Genomic DNA, 18,098 nt, shown 5'->3' on the forward strand with positions numbered 1-18,098 from the left:
TCATCAATCTGGATAAAATACTACTAATTACTTGTAAAGGATGTGAATGTGTTGAAATATGGCTTGTCAATAGAAGATGTGATAGGAAGAGAAGTTTTAGACTCAAGAGGAAACCCTACGGTGGAAGTGGAGGTATTGCTGTCCAATGGACATTTTGGAACCGCACTGGTGCCGTCCGGAGCCTCCACGGGTAAATTTGAGGCGATAGAGCTTCGTGACCGTGAAAAACGCTATGGAGGAATGGGAGTAGAAACAGCTGTGAATCACGTGAATCATCGTATCGCAGACCGTCTGGTAGGAAAAAATGCATTGAACCAGATTGAGATCGATCAGATTATGATTGAAGCGGATGGAACAGAAAATAAGGAAAAGTTTGGGGCAAATGCCATCCTTGGAGCCTCACTGGCCACTGCCAGAGCTGCCGCAAACGGATTGGGCATTCCGCTGTATCAGTATTTAGGGGGAAGTTTCGCGTGTAAGCTGCCGGTTCCGATGATGAATATCTTAAACGGAGGAAAGCATGCAGATAACACGGTAGATTTTCAGGAATTTATGATTGCTCCGGTTGGAGCAGAGACCTTCAAAGAAGCGCTGATGATGGGAACAGAGATTTATCATAAGTTAAAGAGTATTCTAAAAGAAAATCATCTGAGCACCGGGGTTGGAGATGAGGGCGGTTTCGCACCGAATCTGGAAAGCTCGGAGGCGGCATTGGACCTGCTGGTAAAAGCCATTGAAAATGCGGGCTATAAGGCAGGGGAACAGATCATGATTGCTATGGACTGTGCTGCGTCAGAAATTTATGATGAAGATGAGGATGTTTATTATTTCCCGGGTGAGAGCCAGATGACCGGAAAAGAGATTCGGAGAAATTCTGAAGAAATGGTTCAATATTATGAACAGCTCACCGAACATTATCCGATCTTTTCCATTGAAGACGGATTAAATGAGGAAGACGCGCCCGGATGGAAAGTACTCACATACCGTCTGGGAGAAAAAATACTTCTGGTAGGCGACGACTTATTTGTTACAAATAAGAAACGTCTGACAGATGGTATTGAGAATGATATGGCAAACAGTATCCTGATCAAGCCGAATCAGATCGGGACACTGACAGAAACCCTGGATGCCATAGAGACTGCAAAAAGGGCAGGATATAAAACAATCATTTCTCATCGGTCCGGAGAGACAGAGGATACAACAATCGCGGATATCGCAGTGGCGACAAACAGCGGACTGATCAAAACAGGAGCACCCTGCCGTTCTGACCGAACAGCAAAATACAACCGGCTGCTGAGAATTGAGGAAGAATTGGGAGCCTGCAAGCGATATGGATTGTATTTATAGAACAACAATAGTATACCCGCAGGGCACACCGTATTTTATACTCTTCGGGTGGACGCGCTTCGCGCGATAAGGTATAATAAAAGAAAAAAATATTTCATTGCGGGAGGGGCGGAAGATGAGAAATTATAAAAAAGTTTTATCGTGGATCATGGCAGTCTGCCTGCTTCTTACTTGGAATATTTCTGTATATGGAGAACAGACCTCAGAGAAAACAGGACAGCGGAGCAACGTTGTCCTGTTTGTACAGTTTCCGGAGGATGAAACAGCAGATTTTTTTAACACTCATCAGGAAAGACTGACTTATGACAAAGGCTCAGAACTACTGACAGGGTTTGCGGCATATGAGCGGATTTTAAATGGCAGGGGAGAACGCAACCGCTCCTCCCTGGCTACTTACATAGACGCAGTTTCAGAAGGAAAATTGAAAATTAAAAATGTGTTTCCCCAGTATAATGGTGCCAAAATTGTTCCCATTACGATGGAACACAGCGTGGATTATTATGACAGCTATGAGGGAGAAGCCAGATTTTTAGAAGAGGCGGTCAGCAAAGCGGGGAAGTTGATCAGCCCTTCAGAGAAAGTAGATCAGGATGGTGATCAGGTTGTCGATAATCTGTTGATTTTAGTCCATCACCGAGAAAATTCCAGCAGAGATTCTGTATTCTATCCACACAAGGCAGACAGTCCGGGCGGTTTGAGTCTGAGTGGAAAATATGTGGGTCCGTATGTGCTGATTAACACAGGAAATTTGTGGAACACAGTGGAGAAACAGGGGCTGGTCTGCCATGAATTTCTTCATACCCTTGGCCTTCCGGATTTATACCGGAACCAGAATAGTGCGGGAACTATAAACTATCCGGTGGAGAGCTGGGATATCATGGCGAGATCATCCATGTATCTGCAGTATCCTCTGAGCTGGCAGAGGAAGCAGCTTGGATGGATTGATCTTCCGGAACAAAATAAATCAGGAACTTATAAGCTGTATGCCCCTGGAACAGAGGGAAAAGATTATTCTTTTGTCATAAAAAGTCCTATGTCAGATACAGAATTTTTTGTAGTGGAATACAGGAAAAAAGGGGAATCAATTTCAGAGGAACTGGATGTAAAGATTCCAGGCAGCGGTCTGATTATTTATCGGGTGGATACTACAAAGGAGGAAGTGGGAAATATAGCAGGAGACGATTATCTGTATGTATTTCGTCCAGAGAACAGGGATAATGTGAGTGAATCATTTTTATCAAAAAATAGCGGGAGAACGAGTTTCGGTACTTCTGATTGGTCAAAAGGAGTGAAAGATAATGCAATCACCTATTCTGACGGGAGCAACAGCGGTATTGTGATCGATCAGGTCGGAGAAGCGGCTGATTCTATTACCTTTCGGATGACAATGCCTGATTATGAAGAATTATCACTGTGGAACCGTACTTTTGCGAAAGCGGGTACGGGAAGATATGATACTATCTCTTCTAAAAATGAGGATGTATATTTTGCTGCAGAGAACCAACAGGGAATAGAAGTTAAAAAAAGAGCCGGGAATGTCTGGACAGAAGTAGGAAGCACGATTCCTAATGCTTATTCTCCGAAGCTTGCAGCTGTGGGAAATGATATTTATCTTGTATATACAGAAGGAAGAGAATTCCACACGGTAATCAGTAAATTTAAGGATGGCTCATGGAATCCGATTTTTACATCAGCAGGCACAGGAAATGGAAAGATAGCTGTGGCTGCTGATAACCATAGCATTTATGTCGCTTTCGATGAAGGAGATAAGTTAATAGCCAAAAGGATAACAGATACATTAGTTGAAGATTTCGGTACTGTTTCAGAGGGACTGACAGCGATTGCTGATCCAGGGATGACGCTGTATCAGGGAGAGCCTGTGCTGGTGTTCAGGGACATATTCGGCGATACAGGCCTTCAGATAAAGAACTATGTGGATGGGAAATGGTCGCTTTTGAGAAAAATAACTACAGATGCAAATTCTTTCAGCTGCTGTTCAGATGACAACCGACTCTATATTAGCGGTGTAGATAGAACTGGAGTTAACTTATATGAATATGATAAAAAACAGTGGAAAGATATTGATACATCACCGCTTCCGAAAGGAAGTGGGGGCGCTCTTTCGATGTATCAGGGGCAGCTGCTGATCGGAAGATTGGAAGACGGACAAAAAACAGCAAAATGTTATGTCAGAAAAAATGAAACATGGTCTCAGTTGGGGAATTATATAACGAAAGCCGCCGAAGATTCAGAATGTAAATTTGCGGTGGCCGGTACAGCTGTTTATGGGGCTGTCAACTGCAGTAATGGTTTGGGGATTTTTTTAAAAAATTCAGAAGGACCCGAATCAGGGAATACAGGAAACCCTTCTACAGTAACAACAGCTGTCCAGACAACCACATCAACTGTTGCGTCTACAGAACATGGCAGTACAATGAAACCAACCAATACGGCAGGTACAACAAGCACGACAAGTACAACGGAATCAAGCAGTACAATAGCCACAGTCAATACCTCTAAACCAGACGGAACATATTCATCCACAGCTATAACGAGTTCGCAAAAAAATACATCTGCAAAGCCGAAACCAACAAAACCTATGACTTATTATATAGTAAAAGAAGCGAAAATCCGGGTTTCATGGAAAAAATCAAAAGGACGTTCGGGTTACGTCATTTACGCCAAAAGAGGGAAAAAGGGCAGATATAAAAGAGTAAAAACCGTAAAAAAACAGACTAAGGCAACGCTTCTTCTTGAATCCGGAAGTAAATATTATTTTAAAGTAAAACCGTACCGGGTGAAGAATAAAAAACGCCGGTATGATAAGATGCGAAAGGCAAAAGGAGGGAAACCGTTAAATAGTATACGGGTCACATACTCAAATATCAGCGGATACCAGGGCTATGTGGTGGAGATGAAAACAGGGTCAGGGAAATATAAAAAAGTGAAGGAGACATCCCGAGGAGGAACAATCCGCTTTGAGAAGAAAAAAATCAATCCAAAAAAGAAGTATCAGTTCCGGCTGAAAGGCTTTCGCAAAGTCAGAGGAAAGCGCATCTATACACAGATTTCCGTTAAGAAAAAGTGAGATTTAAACGGATCCTTGCATTTTATGGTAAGGTGTGCTAGAATAATCAGCAGTGAGCAGAAACATTAGGAGGAAGAAGCAATGAAGACGGCATTAACTATATTATTTTTAATATCGTGCGTTGTTCTAATCATATTAGTATTGATGCAAGAAGGAAAAGAAGCTGGATTGGGATCGCTGACAGGATCTACAACCTCCGGCACATATTGGAGCAAAAACAAAGGCCGTTCCAGAGAAGGGAACATTATAAAAGCGACAACCCTGTTTACCGTCATCTTTTTTGTGACAGCAGCGCTCCTTTGTTCCAGATTTCTTTAGAATGGAAACACTTCTTTAAGCAGATAATGTTTAAGAAGTGTTTTTTTATTCCGCAGCAAAGTTCTGCGTACCTTCCTGTGGAATGAGAAATGCTCCGAATCGTACAGCATTTTTGCAGAAAGTAAAGGAAAGATAATGGAAAAGGAATTATTTGATAAAAGAAAAAAAAGAATCAGAGATCTGATTTATGATAAACACTATCAGCCTATGAAACAAAAAGAGATCGGCTATTTACTGCAGGTAGAACCGGAAGACAGAAAAGAGTTTGTTCAGATTCTTCATGAACTCGTTGATGAGGGAGTCGTGGAAGTCTCTAAGAGAGGAAAATACAGCCCGGTGTCAAAGAAGCTATTGAACGGAACGTTTGTATGCACCCAGAAAGGGTTTGGATTTGTTTCGGTGGAAGGTGAAGAAGACGATTTTTATATCAATGAGAATGATATGAACGGAGCCTTCCACGAAGATACAGTGCAGATCGAAGTGACTGAGGAACGGGCCAGGAACGGCAGGCGCAAAGAAGCCAAAATTGTAAAGATTCTGGAACGGGGAATGACGGAAATAGTCGGTACATTTGAAAAATGTAAAAGTTATGGATTTGTGGTTCCGGATAACTTGAGATTTGACAGTGACATTTTTATTCCGAAAGAAGAATGTGGAAATCTTACCGATGGATTTAAGGTTCTGGTAAAGATTGTTGACTACGGAGATTTAGGAAAGAGCCCGGAAGGAAGGATACTGGAAGTATTAGGCCACAGGGATGATCCCAGAGTGGACATCTTATCGATTGTGAAGGCATACAATATTCCAACGGAGTTTGAGGAAGATGTCAAAAAAGAAGTGGGAGCAGTGCCTTCGGCCATAGAAAAATCTTCGCTGGAAGGGCGGCTGGATCTGAGAGACTGGCAGACAGTGACCATAGACGGAGAGGATGCCAAGGACCTTGACGATGCGATCACGCTGACCAAAACACCCGGAGGCTATCAGCTGGGCGTCCATATCGCAGATGTCTCCGAGTATGTGAAGGAAAACTCTGCACTGGATAAGGAAGCACTGAAAAGAGGGACCAGTGTCTATCTGGTGGACCGGGTCATACCGATGCTTCCTCATCAGCTTTCCAACGGCATATGTTCTCTGAATGCAGGTACAGACCGGCTGGCACTGAGCTGTATCATGGATCTTGACAGGGAAGGAAATTTAAAAGGGCATCGTATTGCCGAGACAGTTATCCATGTGGATGAACGCATGACCTACACGAGCGTGGCACTAATTTTGGACGGTGATGAAAAAGAGCGGAAAAGATACGAAAAACTTGTTCCGATGTTTGAGCAGATGAAAGAGCTCTCTGACATTCTGCGGGAAGTGAGACATGAACGGGGAAGTGTGGACTTTGATTTCCCTGAATCAAAGATTGTGCTGAATGAAGACGGAAAGGCCATTGACGTGATTCCTGCCCAGAGAAATAAAGCGACCAAAATTATTGAAGATTTCATGCTCCTTGCAAATGAGACGGTTGCAGAGAATTTTTACTGGCAGGAAATACCGTTTGTATACCGTACCCATGACAATCCGGACGGGGAAAAAGTCAGGAAACTCAGGACGTTTCTCGAAAATTTCGGAATCATACTGAAACTTAAAAAGGATGAAATCCATCCGAAAGAGATACAGAAACTTTTGACCAAGGTAGAAGGCACTCCGGAGGAGGCTCTGATCAGCAGGCTCACTCTGAGATCTATGAAACAGGCCAGGTATACAACTGAGAGCACGGGACATTTCGGATTATCTACAAGTTATTACTGTCATTTCACTTCACCGATCCGCCGGTATCCGGACCTGCAGATTCACAGGATCATCAAAGAAACTCTTAGGGGAAAGCTCAATGCCAAAAGAATCCGGCATTACGAGTCTATACTCACAAAAGTCTCAGAGCAGTCGTCCAAGATGGAACGGCGGGCAGATGAAGTGGAGCGGGAAGTAGAAAAACTGAAAAAAGCAGAGTATATGGAACGCCATATCGGACAGCAGTACAAAGGCGTGATCTCGGGAGTGACCGGATGGGGCATTTATGTGGAACTTCCGAACACGATCGAGGGAATGGTCCATGTGTCCAAGCTGCCCGGGGATTATTACAATTATGATGAGTCGTCCTATTCTATGACAGGAGAGAGGACAGGGCGTAAGTGGAAGCTGGGACAGCCGGTAGAGATCGTTGTAGCCGGAGTCGATAAGATTTTGAAGAATATTGATTTTGAGATGATTGAGGAGGATGAACATGGCGAAGACGGGCGGAACAAAGCTGATTGCGAATAACAAAAAGGCACGTCATGATTACTTTGTCGAGGAGACGGTTGAGGCAGGCATCGTATTGTTTGGGACAGAAGTAAAATCTATGAGGCAGGGACACTGCAGTATCAAGGAAGCCTTTATCAGCATTGACAATGGAGAAGTTTTTGTGAAACAGATGCATATCAGCCCTTATGAGAAGGGAAATATCTTCAACAAAGACCCTCTCAGAGAGAGGAAGCTTTTAATGCACAGTTCCGAGATTACAAGGATGATGTCGGAAGTAAACAGAAAAGGCTATACATTGATTCCTCTGCGGGTTTATTTTAAAGGAAGTCTGGTCAAAGTTGAGATCGGACTGTGCCGCGGTAAGAAATTGTATGATAAACGACAGGATATCGCAAAGAAAGATCAGCAGAGAGAAGCGATGAGAGACTTTAAGGTCAGAAATCTGGGTTAGGACAATGGAACGGCACTTTCTTTGGAGCATACTATAATTACAAAAAGACAGGAGGACAGTATGCACAGAAGGAAGGGTATTGACGTAAGCTATGCCGACGGCCGGATTGACTGGAGAAGAGTCAGAGAAGACAGGATAGAATTTGCAATGGTCAGGGCCGGATTCGGCGATGGAAATATAGATCAGGAGTTTGAACGGAATGCAAGAGAGTGCAATCGTGAGAGAATCCCACTCGGAATCTATTGGTTCAGTTATGCATATACAAGAGAGATGGCCAGAAGAGAGGCGAAACAATGTGTAGAGATCATCAGAAGATATCGGGTTGAATACCCAGTAGCTTTTGATTTTGAAGAAGATTCCATTGATTATGCGAGAGAACATGGTGTTACGATCACAAAAGATCTTGCAACAGACTTTACAAGAGAGTTCTGTGATGAGATCCGAAGATCCGGATACAGACCGATGTTTTATACAAATCTCTCTGATTTAGAGGATTATTTTGACATACGGCGTCTCAGAGAATATGAACTTTGGCTGGCGAAATACCAGCATGTTCTTGGAGTGGATGATGTTGATATGTGGCAGTATTCCGATTCCGGAAGGGTCAGAGGCATCCGGGGCGAAGTGGACATGGATTATAGTTTTAAAGATTATGAAAAGAGAAATCCAACGGATAGGCACAGCCTGTGTCCGGAGACAAGACGAGAAGAAGAATAAAAGATCCCCATTCTGTATATGCCGGAGACGGCATGCTGCAGAATGGGGTATTTTTTTAGCAAACCTTCCCCATATTTACAGTGATCCATGGTATAATATTTTATAGTGAAGCGGTGTGGAAATTGTCGGGAGGACTGAGAAAATGAAGAGATATCTTGCGGCGGTTTTGTCCTTGATTCTGCTGACGGCAGGACTGATCGGCTGCTCTGCCAAACATCCCAAAAATGATTCGGATGCTGCGGTATCCTGCTTCAGAGAGCCGCAGTACAAGCTGAAGGGGGAAGGCAGGCAGACACTGGTCTTGTGGTCTCAGGAACCGGAGGCAGAACGTGTCTATATACAGAGAGCTATTAAGAATTTTGAGGAAGCAACGGGAAACCGCGTAAAGGTGAAGTCTTATCCTAAAGATGAATTTCAAAAACAGATCAGGCAGGCCTTTGCCGGAAAGCAAAAGAAGCCCGACCTGCTTCTGACTTATGGAGGGACCAATATCGATAAAATTGATCCGGACAAAAATCTATATGACTTTACAGAGGCCGTATGGGTGGATGATCTGACAGACACGTCTGTCAATCAGGCGATCTACCACGGCAAAGTCATCGGCCTTCCTCACTGGGAAGCATCTGTATCCGGAACGGTCTACAACAAAGAAATTTTTCAGGATCTTCATCTGAAAGTCCCAAAAACACAAGAAGAGTTTATGAAAGTATGCGAAGTCCTGAAGAAGAATCATATTACACCTGTATATCTCCCGTTTAAAGAGCCATCCATGATGCTATACCAATTTCCGCTCGACACCATTGTCAGTGATTCGGAAGTTTTGGAAAATCTGAATAGCGGAAAAATCGGCTATGCAGATATTCCCGAGATGAAGACTATTGTAAAATGGTATAAAACAATGATGAAAAAAGAGTATTTCGGAAAGGATTATGCATTAAATAACTGGGACGGTATGAATGATGCCATGAAGAGCGGGAAATACGGCATGATGTTCTGCTGGGATACATGGCTTTACACGGACTTTGACGGAGATCCATCCAGGTTTGGCCTTATGCCGGCCTTCATCGGGGTCCCTGAACACGGAACATTTGAAGGGCCTAACCTGGCATTATTCACTGTAAATAAACATAGTTCTAAATTAACTGCTGCCGTTGATTTCGTTACTTTTTTAGCAGACCCGTATAATTACAATAAAGCATTCGAGGGGATTTATACTGCACCGGTATTTAAAAATCAGACGGCGAGTATTTCAACTCCTCAGTATATGCAGGCAGAGCGTCTGATTGACCGAAATTATCATGATTCTGCAGCATGGCTGAGGATCAGAGGATTTTCACAGACAGACGCCTTGTGTATTCAGGAATATATGGTTTCAGGCCGTAATATAACACCGGAGCAGTGCTTGGAAAAGATGGACCGGCTGCGAAGACAGAGGATAAGGCAGGAAAAGTGACGATGTGAGTTGGGAGCTGGATATATGAAAAGATTGAGAGAATCCATACATAATAAAAAGTTAATCTGCTTTCTTGGCGCAGCCATTGTATTGCTGGCCGTATCCTTCTTTATTATGCTGGCAGCATACTTTAAAAAGTTTGACAGGACACTGGCAAAGGAAAATGAAAATCGGCTTTCTGAGACAGCTCAGCAGACGGCATCTCATGCGCTGACGATCATAAAGGATACAGGGGTATCCCTGAGGATGACGGCAGATGCATTATCGTTTATCCCAAGTTCCAGCAAAAAAATATCCTATCTTCAAAGTACTTTGAAGAAACCGGGGGTTGCCTTTATCGGTTATGCAGGCAGGGATGGAATTCTGCGGTCCCCCAATATGCATAAAACAGAAGATATATCAAAAGAGGACTATTTTCTTTCTGCATGCGGAGGGAAAACAGAGGTGACCAATGTTCAGAGAAAAATACTGGAGGACAAAGCAGTTTCGGGTATTATTTTTTCCATGCCGGTTTATGACGGATCAGGACACGCAGAGGGTGTCCTGATTGCTATGATGGATATAAAGAATTTACAGGATGCGCTGAATATGACCAGTTTCAGCGGAAATGGATATGCATACCTGATCGACATGGACGGGGAACTGATACTGCGTACAAAAAGTATGGACTATAATAATTACTTTACTGTGCTGGAGAATGTTTCTTTTAGTGACGGATATAGTTTTCAAAAAACAAAGTCTGATATAAATGCTCATAAAAAGGGGATGACACTTTATGATCATCTCGGCACAGAGCAGTATGCCTATTATCAGCCTCTGGGATTTAACGGCTGGACAATCATCAGCATTGTGGCAAAAGATACGGTTTCTGCCAATACCGCGGCTTTGACAAAGGAATTATCAATCCTGGTCACAGCGTGTGCCGGAGTTTTTGTTTTTCTCTTAACCTGCGTGGCAGTCTCATTTATCAGTTCTAAAAACCAACGGCGCATTGCAGAGATGAAGTCCGCTTTTTTGGCAAATATGAGCCATGAAATACGTACTCCCATGAATGCTGTCACTGGGGTCAGCGAATTATTATTAAGGGAGGATCTTTCGGCAAAACAAAGGGAGTATGTCAATACGATTGCCCATTCATCCAATAGTCTCCTCTCTGTCATCAATGATATTCTGGACTTTTCAAAGATTGAATCCGGAAAATTTACGCTGATCGAGGAAGAGTACAGTCTGAGAAGTCTGATCACAGATATAACTGCACTGACGGTTTTGAAGATCGGTGCAAAGCCTGTGTGCTTTTATATAGATTTAGATGAGAAGCTTCCGGCTTTTTTGTATGGAGATATGACGAGAGTCAAACAGATTATGGTAAACCTGCTTGGAAATGCGGTGAAATTTACAGAGCAGGGGCATATCTGCCTTCGACTCAGCGGCAGAATTGAAAACGGGGATTTCTGGCTGGTCATGACTGTGGAGGATACAGGGATCGGCATCAGGAAACAGGATATGGACCGTCTGTTTCACAGCTTTGAGCAAGTTGATACTCATCACAGTCACAGTACCGGGGGAACCGGTCTGGGACTGGCTATTTCCAGGAATCTGGCGGAGATGATGGAAGGAAGCATTGACGTGGAGAGTGTCTATGGTGAGGGAAGTTCTTTTACGGCGGCTGTCCGCCAAAGGCCGCAGGGAGAAGACAAGCTTGTTCATATCACCTGGCCTCGTGAACAGGTTTTGGCTGTATATGAGCCGAACAGGGATCTCTGTGCTCTGTATCAGAAGTCACTAGAAGAATACAAGGTTTCCCATTGGATTGAGTCTGATCAGAAAAAATTTATCGATGCTGTAAGCCGGGGGAGTTATGATTTTATTCTTGCGGATGAGAAAACGCTGTCAATGGCAGAGAGTGCAATAGACCGTCCGGTGAAAGGTATCGTACTTCTGCGTCAGGAAGAAGACGCTTATGGGGTTCAGGAGCCGGCTGTTTATTCTCCGCTGTTTTGTTTTGGCCTGGAAAGTCTGATGTCTTCTGAAAAGAAGGTCTTTCGGACAGCCGGTCAATTTGATATTTCCATGATACGGCCGGTTCCGGAGGCAAAAATATTGCTTGTCGACGATAACCAGATCAATCTGGGAGTGGCGGAGGCACTGATGGCTCCGTACCAGATGCAGATTGATTGTGCAGACTCCGGGAAGCAGGCTGTGCAGGCGGTGACGGAAGTGGACTATGATCTTATTTTTTTAGATCATATGATGCCTGAGATGGACGGTGTCGAAACATTAAAAGTGATCCGTTCATTGCCGAATAAAAAAAAGAGGGCGGTTCCGGTCATAGCGTTAACAGCCAATGTGACGAAAGAAGCACAGGAGTTGTTTAAGAAAGAGGGGTTTGACGGGTTTATGCCAAAACCCATTGACATCAGGCTGTTAGATCAAATTCTGATGCGGTATTTGAGGATGCATAACCGGTGATTCTGCCAGTGTGAGAAGGAATCGTTATTATGATAATACATAAAGAACATACAGCATTTCAACTTAAAACTTTTGGGGCCATCACGATGTTTTTGGACCATGCATATAAAATATGTTTCTTTTGGATCGTAAGTGGACTGAGCGTATGGCTTCATTTGGGGGAAGAAATATGTTATAACATTGTCACTCTGCTGTTCGGCGTTACCTCTATGTCATTTTTTATTTTTGCATTTTTCTGTGCAGAGTCTTGTGGGTATACAAAGCATAGATTCCGCTATCTAAGAAACCTTTTGGTATTTGCAGTTCTGTCAGAGATTCCATTTCAGTATCTTGTAGATACTATAGAAGGAGAACCCCTGAAACTGCAGTTTGGATTTACCAATGTTTTATTTACACTGCTGCTGGGGACATGTGCTTGCTTTGCATATGAAGAGATGAAGAAGCGGGGCAAAGGATGGATTGGTCTGTTGGCCGCTGTACTCTGTGCGGGAATCGCTTGGGTGCTGCACACGGATTATGATATGTACGGGGTTATGGCTGTATTTGCGTGTTATTTTTTTAGAGAGAAAAAGCAGAAATTTACCGCCCTCGGAATCATCATTTTCTTGCTTTATGGCATACGGATTCCCGCAGAAGATATCTTATCTTATGGGTTTGATTTATATATGCTTCCCTCTTATTTCATTAAATTATTTTTTTGCCTTGGCACAATACTGGTTCTCCAAACATACCATGGAGTGAAAGGAAAAGGGATGAAATACTTTTTTTATTTGTTTTATCCTGTTCATATTTCACTGTTGGTCTTCGTTTATGCGGTGTTTTTGGCCTAATCCATTTCTTTTTATTGACTTTTTCACAAAAAATGGGTTATACTATATAAGGAAATATTCGGGCTAGTACTGGTTTCGACAGGGATTCTGAAGCTCGGGAAGCCATTCGGAGAGACCACGTTACGGTGTAAACTTAAATTAAACGCAGATAATAAATTAGCGTACGCTGCAGCCTAAGGGCAGCAGTAGTCTGTGACAGGTCATCTACAGCCTGTCATTAGGCTTCAAATAATGTAGAACCCTCGTCTGTTTAAGCTTTGCGGCAGATGAAGTATTTATGAAGCTACTGAAGTACTGATCCTGTCTCTGGGAGCAGTATGGAGGGAATGTCAATACAGAGACTGTAATGGGAGATGCCTGAGGGGATGGGTTTTTGGACGCGGGTTCGATTCCCGCCTAGTCCATCGCAAAGAGCGCGTGTTTACGTGCTCTTTTTTTGAATGATACTAGGGAAGACTTTCACGCATTAGCGTGACAAGGTATTTTCTAAGTAATAAAAAAAGAATGGCTTAGATATGTTTGAAACACATAAATAAGCCATTTTTTTATTTTCTTCTTTTTGTATGAGAAGCTTGTTAGTAGCAGACTTTGCAGGGCCTGCTCTTAGGACAGGAAGACAGGGAGCCATGATAAATCGTCCTGGAACGGCCCAGAGTCGGGCAGTCTATGGTGCTGTGGTATACAGAACCTCCGGGAGTCCAGTAAACTGTTTCTGTATGTTTCTTTTTTGAAGACTTCTTTTTAGGAGAAACCTTAATCCGGCAGGTTGCTTTTTTGCCGGACTTCATAGTCACTGTGATCTTGGCAGTGCCTTTTCTTTTTGCTTTTACTTTTCCCTTTTTTGAGACAGTGGCAATCTTCTTATTGCTGGATTTCCATTTCTTTACGGAATCACCTTTTGCATATTTTATTTTCAGTTTGTAGGTTTTAGAGACTTTTAATTTTACGGTTTTCTTCGTAAACTTTACATACGGTTTTAATTTTGCAGTTTTCTTTGACTGTCTTTTATAACATTCAAGACACTCGCGCTGTTTCAGACCTGTTTTATGGATGGTTGGTTTTTTTACGGTATACCAGTCATCCCATAAATGATCACCTGTTGCAGGGATAGTTTTAGTCTGGCTTTCATAGCAAAGATAACACCAGCGGGATTTTTCTCCGGTATCACTGCATGTAGGTTCAGTCGTAGTATCCCATTCACTCCACTCATGCTGACAAGACTCGGCTGCCGGGATCGCAAGTGTTGGTATTATCATAGAGAATACCAGAATCATACAAAACAATTTCTTTTTCATAAATACCTCCTCTTTGTTAAATATAAAGTTACCTTCCATTTGTGCATACAATTGATGGCAATATATATTAATATACCACAATTTATACCAAAAACACTATAACATATGACATTTTCTACACGATTTCCGTTCGACTCTTAGAATGCGGACATATTATCTGCTGGAGCAGGCACCGTTTGTTTTTAAGCAGCCTGCTCCAGCAGATATTACGTCCATTTTGACCAATTTGGAGGCCTTGCATTCGAAGAGATGTTAGTTTTTCTTCTTTCAGCAAAGGCTTGGAGGCGGTGCGCAGTGCGCAGTGAGGCTGTTTGAGCGTCAGCGAGTTCCGAACGGGCCGCCGGAGAGGCTTTGCTGAAAGTTAGAAAATCTTACATCTCTGAGACAGCAAGCCGGAAAACTGGTCAAAATGTTATACAAAATAATTTGGAACTTTACCAAACTTATATTATACTTACAGCATGTAAAAAATAAATTATAAAAAATGAAAGGATTCCCTTCGGTCATTCGTATTATTGATAGAACGTTAAAAAATATAGAAAGAGAAGGTGGATCAAATGAAAGTATCAGCAGCGATTATTACGACAGGAATTTTATGTTTAGGAGGATTATCTTCTTTTACCGGAAGCGGGACAGAAAAATATGTGTCAGCCAGGAAACCTGCCGTTCAGGCAGTCTGTTCTGTAAAATCATGCAGAAAAACAGGTGCACATAAACATCACACAACTGTAAAGCATCATACTAAGAAAAAGCACCATACGAAAGCTAAACGTTATAACTGCGGTGTTTCAAGTTGTAAAATAACAAAGAAACATACCCATAAACGATACAGCGGACATCATAGAAAAAGCCACAGAAGCAGTCATCACGGAAGACATCACAGATAAGATAAAAGCTGAAAAAAGTGACGCCTGGGAGGGCAGAGATGAGAAGTGAAGCAGACCTGACAAATACAATAGAGATATATTCTGATATGCTCAGGAAAATATGTTTTATGCATTTAAAGAATTATAGTGATGTGGAAGATGTATTTCAGGATGTATTTTTAAAGTATATGCAGAGTGACATCAGCTTTGAGAGTGAAGAACACAAAAAAGCCTGGCTGATCAGGGTCACAGTAAACAGATGTAAAGATGTGCTGAAGAATTTTTTTCGGAGGAATGCAGTCTCTTATGACTGCATCAGCAAAGAACCCATTTTTTTGCAGGAGAGGGATCTGGATGTTTTTGATGCAGTAACAAAGCTGCCGACTAAATTTAAAAATGTAGTTTATCTTTTTTATTATGAAGAATATACAGTGCCGGAAATTGCACAGATTCTTCATAAAAAAGAGAACACGATTTATACCTGGCTTGGAAGGGCAAGAAAAAAGCTCAAGGAAGATTTAGGAGGTGACTTTTTTGAAGAATGATATACGCAGATCCTTTGAAAAAATCAAGGCGGAAGAAGGATTAAAGCAAAGCACCAGAGAATCAGTTTTAAATAAGCTAAACGAAAAGCCAAAGCCAAGGAGAAATTTTCAGAGATTATCTCTTGCTGTGGCGGCAGCGGCATTTTTACTTTTTATTGGAGCCGGTTCTTTTCAGATATATTTCTCGGAGAGCAGTTATATTGATATGGATGTAAATCCCTCCATTGAACTGTCTGTAAACAGATTTGACCGGGTCATCCGGATGTCTGCATATAACAAAGATGGAAAGGAAGTACTCTCTGAGCTGAATCTTAAACATAAAAGCTACAAAGATGCGGTAGCTCTCATTTTGAAGAAGATAAAAGAAAAAGGTTATTTAAAGCAGAACGGAATGATCTCTGTGACAGTACAGGGAAAAGACCGTGAGAAAGCCTCAGAAATTAAAACTTTGCAGACCGAGATTGACCAATGCATCAGTGAACATGGCGGCAGGCAGAATGTGGAGGTGTATGCCGTATCAAAACGACTGAAGAAAAAATCACACCATCTGAACGTAACGCCGGCTAAGTATCTTGCCATTAAGGAACTTCAAAAGGTGGACCAGACGGCAACGGTAGAAAAGTGCAGGGACCATTCCATCAGTGAGATAAAGGATTATACAAAACAGTGTGAAGAAGGTCATGAAAACAGCCATGGAAACAGCCAGGACCGGCAGCAGGGAGGACATCACGGCAGCGGGGGACACCATGGGGAACATTAATTTAAAATGAGCTTTTAAAAACGGCTGTAACAGACAGGACATTTCCATCGACCGAAGCTTCGACAGTACCGTGCAGTTTATTAACCAGAATTTTTACAACAGAAAGGCCCAGTCCCGTACTTTCATTATGACGTGACTGGTCCTTTGTGTAGAAGCGTTCAAACAATCTGCTCACCTGAATCTTTTCAGGGTCAGATACCGCATTTGATATTCGAAAAACCACATTGCGGCTTTTGGTCAGAGAAAGACAAATACAAATTTCTCCTGACGTATAGCGGACTGCATTGGACAGCAGATTCTGAAGAATACGTTCCAGCATGCTGCGGTCCGCCTTTACAAAGACAGAAGATTCGGGCATTGTGATTTGGGGAGAGAGCTGTCTGCTTTGAAATAATGGGGCACTGTCTGCCAGAAAATCGATCAGAAAGTTAGAAAAATTGAGATCTTCCCAATCAGGTTCTGTATGGTCTGCCTCCAAAATGGACAGATCATAAAACACATCGATCAGCTCCCTTAAACGGCAGGTTTTTCGCAGGGCAGTTTCAATGCGGTCCTTTTGATCAGGCAATAGCCGGCTCTTTTGCAGGATTTGGAGGTGGCCGTTGATCACAGTCAGAGGAGTGCGCAGATCATGGGATATATTGGCTATGGAATTTTTCAGTTCTTCTTCATGCTGTAAGGCTTTTGCAGCCGACTTGCGCTGACAGTCAAAAAAGAGGTTTATTTTTGCCGCCAGCAGTTCCAGGTCCTGATCTGCCAGAGACAAGTCCAGCATTTTTTCGGTTTTGCCGCAGGTTACCTGGTCAATCTGAAGGGACATGTGGTTTATCTGCCGTTTCAGCGCAAAATATTTGAAAGATATAATGACAGATAATATGAGGAGAAAGAATAGAACGAGGTTCATATGATTTTCCTTTCTTTTATTTCAGTTCACAGCTTCTGAATGTTTTCCAGGATGCCAGGAGAAGAACGGTACTCCAGCACAGCGAAACAGCAAGACTCCCGAAGGTAAGTATTTCGGTACCGCTGATCACTTGACGGATCTGGAAGGATGGCAGAAAGCGGACCGGCAGGTCCAGCATCATTCCGTATCCCAGATACAGACTTAACACAAAGGTGAGGAGAGCGGCGGCACAGATTGCCCTGGGCATATTTCTCAGAACAAAACACAAAAAGATTGGAATCAGCAGGACAGGACTGTTAAACAGAAAGGAATCAGCCGCAGCCCTGACAAAATCTGATAAGAAACCGATCAGATCATGAATACCAAAATAAATAGATTCTCTGATGCAGCCTGCAGCCGGAAACACCAACGCCAGAAGATTAAAGGCGGTGAGATATACGATGATTTTGCTTATAAATACTGTGAGACGGGAATGTCCCGCGGCGATTTCCTGCTGGATAGTGCGCCAGGAAAATTCCTGGCCGAGGACCAGTGCCAGGATACAGGAGACGATAATCAGCAGGAAGGTAGAGTCATACACCATGCCGTTTAGTATATCTGTAAGATTTTCGGCAATTTTTTCTTTGGGGCCGAAGATTTCTGACCTGTAAGCCGGCGCAGTGATGAAGCCAAGCATAAAGATCATGATCACGCTCCACCAGTAGGTACGGTTGTGTAAAAAATAATACCGTTCAGTCTTTAATAAATTGATCAATGCTTTCACCTC

At 42.7% G+C, this 18,098-nt stretch carries 15 protein-coding genes and 1 other RNA gene; 13 read left to right on the forward strand and 3 right to left on the reverse strand.

Features of this window, described 5'->3' with window-relative positions; all coding sequences use genetic code 11:
• Nucleotides 1–51 precede the first annotated feature (51 nt).
• From eno to ssrA, 10 genes are all read left to right on the forward strand, one after another.
• Nucleotides 52–1,347 carry a phosphopyruvate hydratase gene (gene eno, locus ANCC_RS06865; RefSeq protein WP_039946055.1) on the forward strand — a complete coding sequence of 432 codons (1,296 nt, stop codon included), beginning with the start codon at nt 52–54 and terminating at the stop codon, nt 1,345–1,347.
• Between the two features lie 115 nt (nt 1,348–1,462).
• Nucleotides 1,463–4,435, forward strand: a complete 2,973-nt coding sequence (locus ANCC_RS06870) for a hypothetical protein (protein WP_156340550.1) — start codon at nt 1,463–1,465, stop codon at nt 4,433–4,435.
• Nucleotides 4,436–4,516: 81 nt separating this feature from the next.
• Nucleotides 4,517–4,753 (forward strand): preprotein translocase subunit SecG, encoded by a 237-nt coding sequence (secG, locus tag ANCC_RS06875; protein ID WP_006565422.1) that lies wholly within the window; start codon nt 4,517–4,519, stop codon nt 4,751–4,753.
• 135 nt (nt 4,754–4,888) lie between these two features.
• Nucleotides 4,889–7,060: a ribonuclease R gene (gene rnr / locus ANCC_RS06880; RefSeq protein ID WP_006565421.1), complete on the forward strand. Its 2,172-nt coding sequence runs from the start codon at nt 4,889–4,891 to the stop codon at nt 7,058–7,060.
• Nucleotides 7,023–7,493, forward strand: a complete 471-nt coding sequence (gene smpB / locus ANCC_RS06885) for an SsrA-binding protein SmpB (RefSeq protein WP_006565420.1) — start codon at nt 7,023–7,025, stop codon at nt 7,491–7,493. Before rnr ends, smpB begins: the two co-directional genes overlap by 38 nt.
• A 60-nt stretch (nt 7,494–7,553) precedes the next feature.
• A complete protein-coding gene (locus ANCC_RS06890; RefSeq protein ID WP_006565419.1) occupies nt 7,554–8,210 on the forward strand; it encodes a glycoside hydrolase family 25 protein in 657 nt (218 codons plus the stop codon).
• 142 nt (nt 8,211–8,352) lie between these two features.
• Nucleotides 8,353–9,663, forward strand: coding sequence for an ABC transporter substrate-binding protein (locus tag ANCC_RS06895; protein ID WP_039946049.1), 1,311 nt, complete (start codon nt 8,353–8,355; stop codon nt 9,661–9,663).
• Between the two features lie 24 nt (nt 9,664–9,687).
• Nucleotides 9,688–12,132, forward strand: a complete 2,445-nt coding sequence (locus tag ANCC_RS06900; protein WP_006565417.1) for a hybrid sensor histidine kinase/response regulator — start codon at nt 9,688–9,690, stop codon at nt 12,130–12,132.
• Between the two features lie 29 nt (nt 12,133–12,161).
• Nucleotides 12,162–12,962: a TraX family protein gene (locus ANCC_RS06905; protein ID WP_006565416.1), complete on the forward strand. Its 801-nt coding sequence runs from the start codon at nt 12,162–12,164 to the stop codon at nt 12,960–12,962.
• Between the two features lie 60 nt (nt 12,963–13,022).
• Nucleotides 13,023–13,369: a transfer-messenger RNA gene (gene ssrA / locus ANCC_RS06910) on the forward strand.
• A gap of 168 nt (nt 13,370–13,537) precedes the next feature.
• On the opposite strand, the gene ANCC_RS06915 is transcribed toward ssrA, so the two are convergent.
• The gene (locus tag ANCC_RS06915; RefSeq protein WP_039946047.1) at nt 13,538–14,257 is read right to left on the reverse strand and encodes an Ig-like domain-containing protein; all 720 of its coding nucleotides are present in this window, start codon (nt 14,255–14,257) and stop codon (nt 13,538–13,540) included.
• A gap of 557 nt (nt 14,258–14,814) precedes the next feature.
• Here ANCC_RS06915 and ANCC_RS06920 point away from each other — a divergent pair.
• From ANCC_RS06920 to ANCC_RS06930, 3 genes are read left to right on the forward strand one after another with little or no spacing between them, the layout of a single operon-like run.
• A complete protein-coding gene (locus tag ANCC_RS06920; RefSeq protein ID WP_006567404.1) occupies nt 14,815–15,144 on the forward strand; it encodes a hypothetical protein in 330 nt (109 codons plus the stop codon).
• A gap of 38 nt (nt 15,145–15,182) precedes the next feature.
• A complete protein-coding gene (locus ANCC_RS06925; RefSeq protein WP_006567403.1) occupies nt 15,183–15,668 on the forward strand; it encodes an RNA polymerase sigma factor in 486 nt (161 codons plus the stop codon).
• Nucleotides 15,649–16,428 (forward strand): anti-sigma-I factor RsgI family protein, encoded by a 780-nt coding sequence (locus ANCC_RS06930; RefSeq protein ID WP_006567402.1) that lies wholly within the window; start codon nt 15,649–15,651, stop codon nt 16,426–16,428. The genes ANCC_RS06925 and ANCC_RS06930 overlap by 20 nt, the downstream gene beginning before the upstream one ends.
• Nucleotide 16,429: 1 nt before the next feature.
• On the opposite strand, the gene ANCC_RS06935 is transcribed toward ANCC_RS06930, so the two are convergent.
• Nucleotides 16,430–17,332 (reverse strand): sensor histidine kinase, encoded by a 903-nt coding sequence (locus tag ANCC_RS06935; RefSeq protein ID WP_006567401.1) that lies wholly within the window; start codon nt 17,330–17,332, stop codon nt 16,430–16,432.
• A 16-nt stretch (nt 17,333–17,348) separates the two neighbouring features.
• A complete protein-coding gene (locus ANCC_RS06940) occupies nt 17,349–18,095 on the reverse strand; it encodes an ABC transporter permease (protein WP_390610108.1) in 747 nt (248 codons plus the stop codon).
• Between the last annotated feature and the right edge of the window lie 3 nt (nt 18,096–18,098).

The organism is Anaerostipes caccae L1-92 (assembly GCF_014467075.1).
GTDB lineage: Bacteria > Bacillota > Clostridia > Lachnospirales > Lachnospiraceae > Anaerostipes > Anaerostipes caccae.